This is a genomic window from Streptomyces sp. DH10 (assembly GCF_029813805.1).
Lineage (GTDB): Bacteria > Actinomycetota > Actinomycetes > Streptomycetales > Streptomycetaceae > Streptomyces > Streptomyces coeruleofuscus.
Genome location: NZ_JARVKU010000004.1, coordinates 446,804 through 462,298, shown reverse-complemented (window position 1 = coordinate 462,298; position 15,495 = coordinate 446,804). Strand labels below are relative to the sequence as shown.

The 15,495-nt window shown below is 70.7% G+C and carries 10 protein-coding genes and 1 tRNA gene; 5 read left to right on the top strand and 6 right to left on the bottom strand.

The genetic code is table 11. The features are described 5' to 3' along the window. Positions 1 to 19 precede the first annotated feature (19 nt). Positions 20 to 1,078 carry a sugar phosphate isomerase/epimerase family protein gene (locus QC385_RS11555; protein WP_279541171.1) on the top strand — a complete coding sequence of 353 codons (1,059 nt, stop codon included), beginning with the start codon at positions 20 to 22 and terminating at the stop codon, positions 1,076 to 1,078. Between the two features lie 148 nt (positions 1,079 to 1,226). On the opposite strand, the gene QC385_RS11550 is transcribed toward QC385_RS11555, so the two are convergent. The 4 genes from QC385_RS11550 to QC385_RS11535 form a co-directional block, all read right to left on the bottom strand. Further along, positions 1,227 to 2,615, bottom strand: coding sequence for an OFA family MFS transporter (locus QC385_RS11550; protein WP_279541170.1), 1,389 nt, complete (start codon positions 2,613 to 2,615; stop codon positions 1,227 to 1,229). 122 nt (positions 2,616 to 2,737) lie between these two features. Beyond that, positions 2,738 to 4,882: an acetate--CoA ligase family protein gene (locus tag QC385_RS11545; protein ID WP_279541169.1), complete on the bottom strand. Its 2,145-nt coding sequence runs from the start codon at positions 4,880 to 4,882 to the stop codon at positions 2,738 to 2,740. A 4-nt stretch (positions 4,883 to 4,886) separates the two neighbouring features. After that, positions 4,887 to 6,128: a formyl-CoA transferase gene (frc, locus tag QC385_RS11540; RefSeq protein WP_279541168.1), complete on the bottom strand. Its 1,242-nt coding sequence runs from the start codon at positions 6,126 to 6,128 to the stop codon at positions 4,887 to 4,889. Between the two features lie 10 nt (positions 6,129 to 6,138). Further along, on the bottom strand, positions 6,139 to 7,836 hold the full coding sequence (locus QC385_RS11535; RefSeq protein ID WP_279541167.1) for a thiamine pyrophosphate-binding protein: 1,698 nt from the start codon (positions 7,834 to 7,836) through the stop codon (positions 6,139 to 6,141). A gap of 175 nt (positions 7,837 to 8,011) precedes the next feature. Here QC385_RS11535 and sucC point away from each other — a divergent pair, with 175 nt between their 5' ends. From sucC to QC385_RS11520, 3 genes are read left to right on the top strand one after another with little or no spacing between them, the layout of a single operon-like run. After that, positions 8,012 to 9,142: an ADP-forming succinate--CoA ligase subunit beta gene (gene sucC, locus QC385_RS11530; RefSeq protein WP_279541166.1), complete on the top strand. Its 1,131-nt coding sequence runs from the start codon at positions 8,012 to 8,014 to the stop codon at positions 9,140 to 9,142. Between the two features lie 9 nt (positions 9,143 to 9,151). Next, positions 9,152 to 10,051: a succinate--CoA ligase subunit alpha gene (sucD, locus tag QC385_RS11525; RefSeq protein WP_279541165.1), complete on the top strand. Its 900-nt coding sequence runs from the start codon at positions 9,152 to 9,154 to the stop codon at positions 10,049 to 10,051. Between the two features lie 44 nt (positions 10,052 to 10,095). Next, the gene (locus tag QC385_RS11520) at positions 10,096 to 11,637 is read left to right on the top strand and encodes an aldehyde dehydrogenase family protein (protein ID WP_279541164.1); all 1,542 of its coding nucleotides are present in this window, start codon (positions 10,096 to 10,098) and stop codon (positions 11,635 to 11,637) included. 61 nt (positions 11,638 to 11,698) lie between these two features. Here the strand turns inward: QC385_RS11520 and QC385_RS11515 are convergent, their stop codons facing one another. Continuing rightward, the gene (locus QC385_RS11515) at positions 11,699 to 13,033 is read right to left on the bottom strand and encodes a DUF2254 domain-containing protein (protein WP_279541163.1); all 1,335 of its coding nucleotides are present in this window, start codon (positions 13,031 to 13,033) and stop codon (positions 11,699 to 11,701) included. A 142-nt stretch (positions 13,034 to 13,175) separates the two neighbouring features. Here QC385_RS11515 and QC385_RS11510 point away from each other — a divergent pair. Next, a tRNA-Leu gene (locus tag QC385_RS11510) sits at positions 13,176 to 13,260 on the top strand. A 121-nt stretch (positions 13,261 to 13,381) separates the two neighbouring features. On the opposite strand, the gene QC385_RS11505 is transcribed toward QC385_RS11510, so the two are convergent. Next, the gene (locus tag QC385_RS11505; RefSeq protein WP_279541162.1) at positions 13,382 to 15,253 is read right to left on the bottom strand and encodes a helix-turn-helix domain-containing protein; all 1,872 of its coding nucleotides are present in this window, start codon (positions 15,251 to 15,253) and stop codon (positions 13,382 to 13,384) included. Positions 15,254 to 15,495 lie beyond the last annotated feature (242 nt).

The following is a 15,495-nucleotide window of genomic DNA, read 5'->3' as shown; positions in this document are numbered from 1 at the left end:
ATCACGAGGAGTTCCACGCATGAGCCGCTTCTCCCAGCCCGACCCCGAACTCACCCACCGCCTCAGCAGACGCGGCATGCTCGGCGTGGCCGCGGGCGCCACCGCAGCCGCCCTGCTCAGCGCCGCCGCCCCCGCGACCGCCGCCACCGGCAACGCGGCCGCGACCACCGGCACGGCCTCCGGCGCCAAGGGCCGTGGCCGTCCCGTCCTGCCGCCCGGCCGCCTCGGCATCCAGCTGTACAGCCTCCGCGACAAGGTCTCCACCCTCGGCTTCGGCCCCGTCTTCGCCGAACTGGAGAGGTACGGCTACGACGAGGTCGAGTTCGCCGGCTACACCCAGGGCTCGGCCGGCCCCATCACGCTCGCCCAGCTCAAGCGGCTGGCCCGGATCCACGGCCTGAACCCCATCGGCAGCCACGTCGGCTACTACTCCAGCGACCCGAACGCCTACACGTTCGCCCAGAACCTCACCAAGGTCCTCGACGACGCCCAGGCCCTCGGTCTGAAGCACATCGGCACGGCCGCCGGCCCGTTCCGCTACGGCTCGACCGTCGACGCCTGGAAGCGCGCCGCCGAGGACTTCAACACCTATGGCGCCGCGGCGAAGGCCAGGGGCATGAAGTTCTACCAGCACAACCACTCCGAGGAGTTCTCCTTCGCCACCGACAACCCCAAGGTCCGCCTCTACGACGTACTGCTCAAGGAGACCGACCCGGACCTCGTCTACCTGGAGATGGACATCTACTGGGCGTACGTCGGCCAGTTCCGCTTCTCCAAGCGGCCCGACGGCACGCCCGCGCCGTTCGAACCGCTCAACTACGTTCTCAGGCAGCCCGACCGCTACCCGCTGTTCCACGTCAAGGACGGCGAGAGCGACCCGTCGAACCCGTACGGCTACCGCATGACCGATGTCGGCGACGGCGACATCGACTACCAGCGGTTCATCTCCGCCGTGACCCGGCTGCGCGGCCACCGCATGGCCCACCACTGGCAGGCCGAGCACGACAACCCGGCCGAGTCCTTCACGTTCGCGCGCCGCTCCAGCGCGCACCTGCACTCCCTGAGGGAGAAGTGCTGACGCCGTAGGAATGTGAGGAGGCCCCTCCCCGGCCGGGGAGGGGCCTCCTCACGTGTGGGACGGTCAATCATCGTTGTCGCGGAGGGGACGGTGTGCGGCGCCGGACGGTGCGTGCGGGCTGCTTGCCGCGGACGGCTTTGGGGTCATGTCAGGTCGTGTCCTCGCCGAGCGGCTGCGGGTTGGGAGCGATACGGCGCGTTTCCTTGTCGCGTCCCGGCGGGCTGAGGAACATCGCCACGCAGCCGGCGAAGAGCGAGATGGAGCCGGCCAGGATGAACGCGCCGGAGTGTCCCCAGGCACCGACGACCACGGCCCCCATGCCCGCGCCCAGACCGGACACGAGCTTGGCGCTGTAGACCATGCCGTAGTTGGACGCGTTGTTGTTCTCACCGAAGTAGTCGGCGGTGAGGGCCGCGAACATCGGGAAGATGGCACCGCCGCCGAAGCCGGAGATCGAGGAGAAGATCAGGAACAGCGGAAGGTTCTCGGCCTCCGCCGACCACAGGATGCCGTACTGGGAGAGGCCCAGGATGACGCAGACCACCAGCAGGCACCGCTTGCGGCCGTACAGGTCGGAGAGCCAGCCGATGACACCGCGGCCGGTACCGTTGACGATCGCCTTCAGGGACATGGCCGTGGCGACGATCCCGCCCGCGAACCCGGCCTCCTCGCCGATCTCCACCTGGAAGGCGATACCGAAGATGTTCACGCCGGACGTGCACGCCAGGCAGAACCACATCAGGCCCACCCGGCCGGTCTTCCACGCCTCCTTGGGGGAGTACTGGCGCACCGCCGGCGGGTTCATGCGCAGGGAGCGGGCCGCGCGCGGGTCCTCCGGCGGGTTGAGCGGGTCGATCGAGGCGGGCCACCAGTTCTTCGGCGGGTCCTTGAAGAAGTAGCCGGAACACGCGACCACTCCGGCCAGGAACACACCCACCGAGACCAGCACCCAGCGGAAGTTGGTCAGGTCCATGTAGCCGTTGAAGAGGAAGACGAAGGGCACCGAGCCGTAGGCGAAACCGCCGTTGACGAAGCCGGTCTTGCCGCCCTTGCGCTCCGGGTACCACTTGCCGACCATGTTGACGCAGGTCGCGTACACCATGCCCGCGCCCATGCCGCTGAACATGCTGAAGCCGATGTAGGCGAAGACGACGTGCGGTGCGAAGGCCAGTGACAGGTAGCCCAGCAGCGTGCCCGCCGCGCCGCACATCATCGCCCAGCGGGCCGGAAGCCTTCCGCTCTCACGCAGCTTTCCCGCGGGGAAGGCCACCGCGGCCTGGAAGAAGACCCACACGGTCATCATCCAGAAGATGTGCATGCTGTCCCACGCGTGTGCCGTGTGCAGGGTCTCCTCGGCGGACGCGAACGCGTACTCGGCGGAGGAGATGCCCATCATGCCGATCCAGGGCAGGATCACCATCCACTTGCGCTTGCGCCCCATGATGTCGATGTCGGTCTCACCGAGGCGGTAGACGCGTCCGTTCGCGTCGGTGACCTCCCGGTAGGGAACCGTGGTGGGCAGATCGGTCGTTGTCATGTCGTGTCGCACCCCTTGCGTCGAAAGATCTGGCCAGCGCCCCCTGTCCCATGCCTTTCGTGCGCGTGCGGGTCCCGGGGCCGGCCGACGCGCACCGTCGGCCGGCCCCCCGCTGCCTCACCTCATGTACCGCCCCCCAGCAGCCCCGCCTCCCGCGCCCAGCGGTACTTCGCGCCGAGCACGGCCACCGGCTTCTCGGTCGTGTACGGGTACGCGACGACCCCGCGCTCGAAGAGGTACTGGCAGGCCTCCTCGACCTCCACGTCGCCCGCGAGCGACGCCACGACCGGCTTCTCGATCCCGCGCTCGCGGAACTCGGCCACCACGCGCGCGGTGAGCTCCGCGAAGACCATGGGAGGGGTGACGATGGTGTGCCAGTAGCCGAGGACGAGCGCGTGGATGCGCGGGTCCTCGAGACCCAGCCGGATCGTCGCCTCGTACGTCGACGGCGGCTCGCCCCCCGTGATGTCCACCGGGTTGCCCGCGGCTCCGAAGGGCGGGATGAATTTCCGGAACGCCTCGTCCAGGTCCGGCGGGATCTCCATCAGCGACAGGCCGTTGTCCGTCACCGCGTCCGACAGCAGCACACCGCTGCCGCCCGCACCTGTGATGATCACGACGTTGTCGCCCTTGGGAGCGGGGAGTACCGGCAACGCGCGCGCGTACTCCAGCATGTCGTTCAGTCCCGGCGCCCGGATGACCCCGGCCTGCCGCAGGATGTCGTCGTACACGGCGTCGTCGCCCGCCAGCGCGCCGGTGTGCGAACCGGCCGCCTTCGCGCCCGCCGCCGTACGGCCCGCCTTGAGCACCACCACCGGCTTCTTCGGCACGGTGGCGCGCGCCGCCTCCACGAAGGCGCGCCCGTCCTTGAGGTCCTCCAGGTGCATCGCGATGCACTCGGTGTGCGGGTCCTCCCCGAACCAGGTCAGCAGGTCGTCCTCGTCCAGGTCCGACTTGTTGCCGAGCCCGACGATCGCCGACACTCCCGTCTTGGTGGTGCGGGCGAACCCCAGGATGGCCATCCCGATGCCGCCCGACTGCGAGGTCAGCGCGACCCCGCCCTTGACGTCGTACGGCGTGCAGAATGTGGCGCACAGGTCGTGCCAGGTCGAGTAGTAGCCGTAGATGTTCGGCCCCAGCAGCCGGACGCCGTGCCGCTCGGCGATCGCGACGATCTCCGCCTGGAGTTCGTGTTCACCGGTCTCCGCGAACCCGGAGGGGATCAGTACGGCGTTCGGGATGCCCTTGCGTCCCACCTCCTCCAGGGCCGAGGCCACGAACTTGGCGGGGATCGCGAAGACCGCCACATCCACCTCACCGGGAACGTCGGTGACACTCTTGTACGCCTTGCGGCCCAGAATGTCATCGGCCTTGGGGTTCACCGGGTGGATGTCGCCCGCGAAGCCCCCGTCGACGAGGTTGCGCATCACGGAATTGCCGATCTTGCCCTGCTCGTTGGAGGCCCCGATGACGGCGACCGAACGCGGCTGCATCAGACGGCGCATCGACGTGAGGATCTCGTCCCGCGAGTACTTCCGGCGCGGCGCGGGCTGTGACTCGGCGAGAATGACCCGGATGTCGGCCGCCACCGCCCCCTCCGCGGTGGCGATCACCGGGTTGAGGTCGACCTCCGCGATCTCCGGGAAGTCCGCGACGAGTTCCGACACCCGGCGGATCTGCTCGGCGACGGCCCACCGGTCCACGCCCGCCTGACCGCGCACCCCGCGCAGGATCTCCGCCGACCGGATCGAGTCCAGCATCGACAGCGCCTCGTCGGCGTCCACCGGCGCGAGCCGGAAGGTGACGTCCTTCAGCACCTCGACCAGCACCCCGCCGAGCCCGAACGCGACCACCTTCCCGAACGTCGGGTCCGTGACCGCCCCGACGATGACCTCCTGCCCCTTGGGCAGCAGCTCCTGCACCTGCACACCCGAGATGCGGGCCTGCGGATCGTAGGCACGCGCGTTGTCGATGATCGTCCGGAACGCGGCACGTACGTCGGTCGCGCCCTCGACGCCGACGATCACCCCGCCGGCGTCGGTCTTGTGCAGGATGTCCGGCGAGACGATCTTCATCACGACGGGCCCGCCGAAGCGCGCCGCGAACGCCACGGCTTCCTCGACGTCGGTCGCCAGCTCCTCGCCGGGTACGGCGATCCCGTACGCGTCGGCGATCACCTTGCCCTCGGGCGCGGTGAGCGCGGTCCGCCCCTCGGCCCGCACGGAGTCGAGGAGGCCGCGCACCCGCAGGACCCGGTCTTCGGCCATCACGTCAGATCACTCCGTTCGACTTGAGCAGGCGCACTTCCTCGTCGCCGAGGCCGAGTTCGCCGACGTAGACCTCTTCGTTGTGCTCGCCGAGGAGAGGTGAGCTGGTCACCTCGACGGGGGAGTCGGACAGCTTGAGCGGGCTGCCGACCGTGACGAACTCGCCGCGCTGCGGGTGCGGGACGGTGACCACCATCTCGTTGGCGACCAGCGACCGGTCCTCGATGATCTCCCTGGTGGACAGGATCGGCCCGCACGGGATGTTGTGCGCGTTGAGCCGCTCCAGCACCTCCCACTTGGGCAGCGTCGAGGACCACTCCTCGATCAGCTGGAACATCTTGCCGAGCTTGGGAAGCCGCGCCTCCGGCGTCGCCCACTCGGGGTCGTCGGCCAGCTCCGGCCGGCCGATGAGCTCGCTGACCGGCCGCCAGCCGACGGGCTGCACGATGACGTACACGTAGTCGTTCGGGCCGCCCGGCGCGCACTTGACCGCCCAGCCGGGCTGGCCGCCGCCGGACGCGTTCCCGGACCTGGGAACCTCGTCGCCGAAGTCCTCGTTGGGATATTCAGCGAGCGGCCCGTGTGCCAGGCGCTGCTGGTCCCGCAGCTTCACCCGGCACAGGTTCAGTACAGCGTGCTGCATGGCCACGTTGACCCGCTGCCCGCGCCCGGTGCGCTCCCGTTGGTAGAGCGCGGCGAGGATGCCCGCCACGGCGTGCACGCCCGTCCCCGAGTCCCCGATCTGGGCCCCCGTCGCCAGCGGCGGCCCGTCCTCGAAACCGGTGGTCGACATCGACCCGCCCATGGCCTGCGCGACGACCTCGTACGCCTTGAAGTTGGTGTACGGGCCCTCGCCGAACCCCTTGATGGAGGCATAGACGATACGTGGATTGATCTCCTGGATGCGGTCCCAGGTGAAGCCCATCCGGTCGACCGCGCCCGGTCCGAAGTTCTCGACCATGACGTCCGAGCGCCGGATCAGCTCGGTGAGGATCTCCTTGCCGCGCTCGGTCTTGGTGTTGAGGGTGATGCTCCGCTTGTTGCAGTTGAGCATCGTGAAGTAGAGGGAGTCGACGTCCGGCAGGTCACGCAGCTGCTTGCGCGTGATGTCGCCGGTCGGCGCCTCCAGTTTGACGACGTCCGCGCCGAGCCAGGCGAGCAGCTGGGTCGCGGAGGGCCCGGACTGGACGTGGGTCATGTCCAGGACGCGGATGCCTTCGAGGGCCTTGGTGGACGGAGCAGTCATCGGGGGCACCTCACTTGTACATGGTCTGGTTCATGGTTCCGGGGGCGTACGCGTCGGGGTCGACCCAGACGTTGATCAGGGACGGCTTGCCGGACTCGCGGGCGCGCCGCAGGGCCGGGCCGATGTCGGCGGGGTCGCGGACCTCCTCGCCGTAACCGCCCAGCATCTGGGCGAACTTGTCGTAGTGGACGTCGCCGAGGGTGTTGCCGATCCGCTCGCGGTCCTTGCCGTACTTGGCGGCCTGGCCGTAGCGGATCTGGTTCATGGAGGAGTTGTTGCCGACGATGCCGACGAAGGGGAGGTCGTAGCGGACGAGAGTCTCGAAGTCCCAGCCGGTGAGGGAGAACGCGCCGTCACCGAAGAGGGCCACCACTTCCTTGTCGGGCCGCGCCTGCTTGGCCGCGAGCACGAAGGGGACGCCGACGCCGAGCGTGCCCAGGGGGCCCGGGTCCATCCAGTGCCCGGGCGACTTGGGCTGCACGACCTGCCCGGAGAAGGTGACGATGTCGCCGCCGTCGCCGATGTAGACCGAGTCCTCGGTGAGGAAGTCGTTGATCTCGCTGACCAGCCGGTACGGGTGAATGGGCGAGGCGTCCGACTTCAGGCTGGGCAGCCGCTTCTCCAGTGCGGTCTGTTCCGCCGCCCGCAGTTCGTCCAGCCACTCCTTGCGCTTCGACGCCCCTCCGTTGCTGTATCCATTGAAAGCGTGCCCGGAGGCCGCCTCGGTCACCGACCTCAGCACCAGGCCCGCGTCGCCCACGATGCCGAGGTCGATGTCGCGGTTCTTGCCGACCGTGCGGTAGTCGAGGTCGATCTGCACGACGGTCGCGTCCGGCGACAGCCGTTTGCCGTAGCCCATGCGGAAGTCGAAGGGCGTACCGACGATCACGATGACGTCGGCGCCCGAGAAGGCGTACCGCCGCGACAGCTGGAAGTGGTGCGGGTCGCCGGGCGGGAGGGTGCCGCGGCCGGCGCCGTTCATGTACGCCGGGATGTTCAGCGTGCGCACCAGCTCGATGGCCGCCTCGGTGCCCCGGGTCGTCCACACCTGGCTGCCGAGCAGGATGGCCGGCTTCTCGGCGTGCACCAGCAGGTCGGCGAGCTTCTCGATCGACTCCGGGTCGCCGGCCGAGCGGGTCGACGCGCGGTAGGCACCGGCCTGGGGCACGCGTGCCTTGGCGGCCGGCACCTTGGCGTCCAGCACGTCGCGCGGGATCTCCAGGAAGGAGGGGCCCGGCGCGCCGTGGAAGCACTCGCGGAACGCCATGGAGACCATGTCGGCCGCGCGCGCCGTGTCCGGCACGGTCGCCGCGAACTTGGTGATGGGGCTCATCATGTCGACGTGCGGCAGGTCCTGGAGTGACCCCATCTTGTGCTGGGTGAGGGCCCCTTGGCCGCCGATCAGCAGCATGGGGGACTCCGCGCGGAAGGCGTTGGCGACACCGGTGACGGCGTCGGTCGTCCCCGGGCCGGCGGTGACCACGGCGCAGCCGGGCTTGCCGGTGATGCGCGCGTAACCGTCGGCGGCGTGGGCGGCGACCTGTTCGTGGCGTACGTCGACGACTTCGATGCCCTCGTCGACGCAGCCGTCGTATATGTCGATGATGTGGCCGCCGCACAGGGTGTAGATGCGCTCGACCCCCTCGGCCTTCAGTGCCTTGGCTACGAGATGACCACCGGAGATCACGTCCTGGGTGTCGTCGGGCATGGCGAAGTCCTGTCCCTTCGTAGGGGGTTGGAACGACTCACGGTACATTGCATACAGTCGACGAATACTGTATGAAGCTTGTTATCCCGCATCCGGTGGGTGGTGTCCAGGGGGCGTGCGGCATTTTCCGGGTCCGGGGGTCGCTCCCCGGAAGACACGGCAGTCAGGAGCCGAAGTGGACCTGTACGAACACCAGGCAAGGGAACTCTTCGAAGAACACGGCATCTTGGTGCCGCGGGCCGAGGTGACCGACTCACCCAAGGAGGCCCGTGAGATCGCACGCCGGCTCGGTGGCCGGGTCGTGGTGAAGGCCCAGGTGAAGACCGGTGGTCGCGGTAAGGCAGGCGGGGTGAAGCTCGCCGCCGACCCGGCCGCCGCCGAGCTCACCGCCCGTCAGATCCTCGGCATGGACATCAGGGGCCACCGGGTCGGCAAGGTGATGCTGGCCCAGCCCGTGGACATCGAGACCGAGTTCTACGTGTCCTACGTGCTCGACCGTGCGGCGGGCCGCTTCCTGGCGATCGCCTCGGCCGAAGGCGGCATGGAGATCGAGGAGGTCGCCGCCACCCGTCCCGACGCCGTGGCCCGCGTCCCCGTCGACCCGGCCGAGGGCGTCACCTCCGCGAAGGCGGGCGAGATCGCCGAGGCGGCCGGACTGCCGCCGCAGACCGTCGACGTCCTCGTACGGCTCTGGGAAGTCCTGGTCCGCGAGGACGCCCTCCTCGTCGAAGTGAACCCGCTCGTCCGCACCGCACAGGGGCAGGTCCTCGCCCTCGACGGCAAGATCACCCTCGACGACAACGCCCGCTTCCGGCAGGCACGCTGGGGCGCGGACGACACCGGGCACGACGACCCGCTGGAGGCGGCGGCCGCCGCCAAGGGCCTCAACTACGTCAAGCTCGACGGCGAGGTCGGCATCATCGGCAACGGCGCCGGCCTCGTCATGTCGACACTGGACGTGGTCGCGGGCTGCGGCGCGCGCCCCGCCAACTTCCTCGACATCGGCGGCGGAGCGAGCGCGCGGATCATGGCGGACGGACTGTCGGTCATCCTCTCCGACCCGGCCGTGAAGTCCGTCTTCGTCAACGTCTTCGGCGGGATCACCGCGTGCGACGCGGTCGCCGACGGCATCGTCCAGGCCCTGGACACCGTCCGCCTCACCAAACCGCTCGTCGTGCGCCTCGACGGCAACAACGCGCCCCGGGGCCGCGCCATCCTCGACGAGCACGCGCATCCGCTCGTCCAGCAGGTCACCACCATGGACGGCGCCGCCCGCCGTGCCGCCGAACTCGCCACCACAGCCTGAGGGGACGTCATGGCCATCTACCTCACCAAGGAGAGCAAGGTCCTCGTCCAGGGCATGACCGGAAGCGAGGGCATGAAGCACACCCGGCGCATGCTGGCCGCCGGCACGAACGTCGTCGGCGGCGTCAACCCGCGCAAGGCGGGCCGTACCGTCGACTTCGACGACCGGGCCGTACCCGTCTTCGGCACGGTCGCCGACGGGATGCGTGCGACCGGGGCGGACGTCACCGTCGTCTTCGTACCGCCGACCTTCGCCAAGGCAGCCGTCGTCGAAGCCGCCGACGCCGGCATCGGCCTCGCGGTCGTCATCACCGAGGGCATCCCCGTCCACGACTCCGTCGCCTTCACCATGTACGCCAGGGAGAAGGGCACCCGGGTCGTCGGACCCAACTGCCCGGGCCTCATCACCCCAGGCCAGTCCAACGCGGGCATCATCCCGGCCGACATCACCAAACCGGGCCGCATCGGCCTGGTCTCCAAATCGGGCACGCTGACGTACCAGCTCATGTACGAGCTCCGTGACATCGGCTTCTCGACGTGCGTCGGCATCGGCGGCGACCCGGTCGTCGGCACTACGCACATCGACTGCCTCGCCGCCTTCCAGGACGACCCCGACACCGAACTCATCGTCCTCATCGGCGAGATCGGCGGCGACGCGGAGGAACGGGCGGCGGCCTACGTCCGCGAGCACGTCACCAAGCCGGTCGTCGGCTACATCGCGGGGTTCACCGCACCCGAGGGCAAGACCATGGGGCACGCGGGCGCCATCGTCTCCGGCTCCTCCGGCACGGCACAGGCGAAGAAGGAGGCGCTGGAGTCGGCCGGGGTCAGCGTGGGCAGCACCCCGACCGAGACCGCGAAGCTCGTGCTCGCGCGCCTCGAAGGGCGCCCCGGAGAACAACGGCAGTGAGCCAGGTCCCGCCCCCGACCGTGCACCGAGAGCGGAGCAGCCCCATGCCACCCACCCTCATCCTCAAATCCGGCACGACCTGGACCGACGCGTGGCAGCGCTGCCTCACCGCCGCGCCCGAGGCCTTCCGCGACGACCGGATCCTCAACCTCTGGAACGCCGCCTGGCAGGCGGACGGCCGGGTCCTGCCCGCCGTCAGCCCCGTAGACGGCAGCCCCATCGCCGGCCCGCCGCGGCTGGACGAAGCCACCGCCCGCCGGGCCGTGCGCGCCGCCCTCGACCAGCACCGCGCCTGGCGTCACCTCCCCCTGCCGGAGCGCCGGGCCCGCGTCGCGGCCACCCTCGACGCTCTCGCCGAGCACCGCCGGCTGCTCGCCCTCCTGCTGGTCTGGGAGATCGGCAAACCCTGGCGGCTCGCTTTGGCGGACGTCGACCGGGCCATCGACGGGGTCCGCTGGTACGTCGACGGCATCGAGGAGATGGTCGCCGGCCGGGCCCCGCTGGACGGCCCGGTGTCCAACATCGCCAGCTGGAACTACCCGATGAGCGTGCTCGTTCACGCAGTGCTGGTACAGGCACTGGCAGGCAACGCGGTCATCGCCAAGACCCCGACCGACGGCGGTGTCGCCTGCCTGACCATGGCCTGCGCCCTCGCCGCGCGTGAGGGGATCCCCGTGACCCTCGTCAGCGGCAGCGGAGGCGAGCTGTCCCAGGCGCTGGTGCGGGCGCCCGAGATCGGCTGCGTCTCCTTCGTCGGCGGCCGCGACACCGGCGCCGCGGTGGCCACGGCCGTCGCCGACCTCGGCAAACGACACATACTCGAACAGGAGGGACTCAACACCTGGGGCATCTGGAACTACTCGGACTGGGACGCGCTCACCGCGGTCGTCCCCAAGCTCTTCGACTACGGCAAGCAGCGCTGCACGGCGTATCCGCGCTTCGTCGTCCAGCGGCATCTGTTCGACGCGTTCCTGGCGGCGTACCTCCCAGCGGTCCGCAAGCTCAGGGTCGGCCACCCGCTCGCCGTCGAGCAGCCGGACGACCCGTACCCGGAGCTGGACTTCGGGCCGGTCATCAACGCGGCCAAGGCGAAGGAACTCCAGGACCAGGTCGCCGAGGCGATCGAGCGCGGCGCCGTACCGCTGCACCGCGGCAGCCCGTCCGACGCCCGTTTCCTGCCCGGCCAGGACACCTCGGCCTACGTCCAGCCGGTCACGCTCCTCAACCCGCCCCCGTCCTCTCCGCTGCACCACGCGGAGCCGTTCGGCCCGGTCGACACGATCGTCCTGGTCGACACGGAGGCGGAGCTGCTGGCCGCGATGAACGCCTCGAACGGCGCGCTGGTGGCCACGCTGTCCACGGACGACCGGGCCACCTACGACCGGCTCGCCCCGCAGATCCGCGCGTTCAAGACCGGCCACGGCCGGCCCCGTTCCCGCGGCGACCGCGAGGAGCTGTTCGGCGGGCTCGGCGCGTCCTGGCACGGCGCGTTCGTCGGCGGCGAGCTGCTGGTGCGCGCGGTGACACGGGGACCGGCGGGGGAGCGGCTGCCGGGGAACTTCCCGGAGTACCAGTTGCTGCCGTGAAGGCAGGCCACAGCGCGAGTATCGGAGACCGTATCGGCGACGGACGTCGCCGATACGCCGCTCAGCCGATGCCCTGCCGGTCCGGGTGCAGGGCGAACGCGCGGTCCGCGGGGGCCGGTTCGGAACGGTCGACCGCCTGGTGGAGCAGATCGCGATGGCGGAGCAGCGGCTCCCGCCGTTCCGGCGGCACGAGCAGGAGCAGGTCGTCCAGTCCGGCCAGCATGCGCCGGCAGACCTGCGGGCTCCCGATGGCACACATCCGCACCTCGGTGAACCCCAGATCCACCAGCTCGGTCCACCCCGGCACCGGCTGCACCAGCCGCACCGCACCGCCCCGGTCCCGGTGCAGGGCGGCGTCCAGCGGTCGCCGGCTCAGTGCGGCCAGGAACTGGACGATGCGGTCCAGCGCCTGGACGGCCGTCGTCGGATCGTTGATCGCGGACGACAGGGCGCGCAGCGCGATGTCGGACAACTGCCGCAGCCCGAAGCCGAGATCCTGGTGGTAGGTCCGCTCCACCCCCACCGAGACCGCATAACGCAGCGCCCTGCGTGGCGGGACCGGCCCGCCGTGGACCGCCAGCACGGGCATCCCGGGCACCACGAAGTCCCCGATCCGCGGGATCAGCCGCAGCACGACCCCGTGTTTGCGGGCCACCCGCACCAGCCGCGCGATGTGCACGTCGCGCAGTACGCCCGCCCGGCCCTCGTGCGGCACCCACGCGGTCGCGGAACCGAGGCGGGCGGCGTCGTCCTGCCCGCCCGTCGGCACGGGCATCGAGGCCGCCACCCGGAACGACTCGGTAGCGATCCGCGCGATCACATGGCTGATCCGCATCAGTCGCAGGGTGGTGTTCACGTACAGCACGAAGAGCAACAGACTCAGCGCGACCATGCAGAGCGTGAGGACCGACTGCACCAGGGGCACCGTGGTGACGGCACGCGGGTCGTCGACGCTGTCGAAGGAGGCCAGAACCAGCAGGGTCAGCACGAAGGTCGCCAGGAAGACCGCGAAGGTCGCCTTGGTGATCCGGCTTCGGACGAAGAGCCGCACCACGCGCGGGGTGAACTGCCCGCTCGCCATCTGCACGGCCACCAGCGAGATGCTGAAGACCACACCGATGAACGTCATCATCGCCGAGCCGACCGCGCTCACCACCGCCTTCGCGTCCTCCGCGAACCGCAGCAGCTCGTCGAGCGTGTCGTAGTCGCCCTCGTCCCGGAGCGCATCGACGATGGCCGTGTCCAGCGCCTGGGCCCCCGCCCAGACCACGAAGACGCTCACCATCGCCGCCATGGGGGCGAACCAGAACGTGTCCCGCAGATACTCCCTGAGCGGCGACAGCGGACGGGCGCGACGCCTCGCCATGGAGCCCTGCGTAACCATCCAGTCACTCATGGTGTGACCCTAGGGGTATCGGGCCGCGAGGTCCCGGACCCCCGCCCTGGGGAAGGAAACGCAGGTGAAAGGCACTGCGAAACCTTGGTATGGTTGTCCATGTCGCCGCCGGGCAGAGCCCCGGCAAGGCGGCAGACACCTGGTCCGGGTGGCGGAATGGCAGACGCGCTAGCTTGAGGTGCTAGTGCCCTTTATCGGGCGTGGGGGTTCAAGTCCCCCCTCGGACACTTGCTCCAGTAGCACGCGAGGTGCCGGCCAGTTCTGGTCGGCACCTTTTCTGTGTGCCACGTCCCTCCGATCGTGGTTCCACGTCCCCCGATCGTGCAGGGCGCTGCGTGGTGCGGCCCCTCAGACTCGGTAGCCCCGCAGTTTGCGGTACAGCGTCGCCCGGCCGATGCCCAGCGCCGTCGCCGCGCGCGCTTTGTTGCCGCCGTGGCGGCGCAGTGCCTCGAGTATCGCGGCGCGCTCGGCGTGCTCCATCGGGCTGAGGGGCCGCGCGGCCGGGCCTTCCCGCACGGCGTCCGGCAGTTCCGCCCGGCGGACCGGGCCCGACATCCGACGGTGCTCCGCGAGGGCCCGGACGACATGGGCCAGCTCGGTGACATTGCCGGGCCACGGGTACCGTTCGAGCGCGCGCAGGGCGTCCAGTGTCCAGGTCAGCGGTGGCTGCCCGGGGGCCGGTCGCGGCGCCAGGGCCGACAGCAGCTCCCGAATGTCCTCGGTACGTTCCCGCAGTGGGGGGAGGGGCACCGAGCGGGCGGACAGTTTGTCCAGCAGGCGCTGGAGGCAGGGGCCGACCGGCGCGCCGGGAGTGTAGGTGACCAGCAGCCGGGTGTCCCGGTGCGTTTCGAGCAGGGAGTTGAGGGCGGCCACGCCGGGCTGCGCCAGGCGCTCGGCGTGCCGGAGCAGGAGCGGGCGATCGGCCGGCCAGGTGGGCAGGGTCCTTTCGAGCCCGGGGTCCTGCGCCGCGTCGGCGATCTCGACGGCCTCCCGTGCCGCCGTGCCGAGCAGTTCCAGAGCCAGCGCGGACTTGCCGGTTCCGCGTTCACCGGCCAGCAGCAACGGCTCTGGCGAGCGGGCCAGTTCGACGGCACGCCCGACGGCACGGCGCCAGGAGACCGACGAGCCGGTCAGCGCAGAGGGCGGGCGCGGCACGGCCGGGACCGACGGCACGGGTCCGGCGAGCGGCTCCAGGACGGCGACGATCCCGATGACCGCACCGTCCAGCCGCACCGGATCGATCCGCGCGACCACCCCGGCGCCCTCCGGCAGCCCGGGCACCATGGACGGCTCGGGCACGCTCGTGCCCTCGGGCTGCCCCACCTCACCCACTTCACCCACGGCATCCGCGTGCCGCGCGCTCACCGCCGTACGCTCCAGCGCGCCGAGCACCTCGGACGTCAGCAACTGCTGCGCGGAGTCGCTGATCAGGCGATTACGACCGTCCAGCGCAACTACGGCCCGGTCGGCCGCGGCCCGGTCTGTGCCAGCGTCGTCAGCCACGGCCCGGGCCGATCCCCCCGCCGCCCGCTCATACGCGTCCAGCAGCACCCGCTCGGCCCGCCCCGCCCGCGCACGCAGCTCCGCCTCGATCGCCGCGGCGACGGCCTCGGCGAGCGCAGCCTGGGGATGCGGCGAACGCGCGGCGCCCAGCTGAGACGCGGAAGACCCGGGAGACCCGGGAGACATAAGAGACGTGGGGGACGCGACGGTCAGCGTGCCGGCGACCCGGCCGCCCTCCGGGGCGAGCACCGGGACGCTCACGGCGGACACGTCCTGCCACCGGTCGAGGAAGTGCTCGGGACCGTGCACCTCGGCCCGGCGCCGGGTGCGCAGGGCGAGGGCCGCGCTGTTGTTGCCGACCTCCTGCTCCGACAGGACGGGACACGGATCGAGCCCGGGCACGCTCCCCGCCGTCCACAGCACGCGCAGCCGCTCGTCGGTCAGGACGAGGAGCGACCGGTCCGCGTCCAGGGCCGGGACGATCCGGTCGAGCACCGGCCGGGCCGCACCGAGCAGCGCCGACTCCACCGGCCGCGGGGGAGCGACGGCCGGCTCCTTCAAGTCGTGCGGCACACCGAAGAACCGCGCCCGCCGCCACGCCGCGACGACCTCCTCCGGGACGCCGCCGGGCAGCGGACACCCTGACAGGAACCGCTCGCGGGCGAGACGCAGCGAGGGCAGGGCGGTGGTTGCGGAGGAGGAGTTGGTCGTGGTCACGGCACGCACCACCGTAACGGGTTCGGTTGAACGAGCAACAACGGGCCACAACGGACCACAACGGGCGGCAACTGCCGGTAACTGCCGCCCCCCGGCCGGCGCCCCGCCGACTGGCGCCCCCCGACCGGCGCCCCCCCGACCGGCGCCCCCTCACGAACCCGCCGGGTGTCTCGTAATGAGACACCCGCGACCGGTCGGACCGCTCCATGATCATGGACGCTCGATGTCCACCCCGTGTCCCC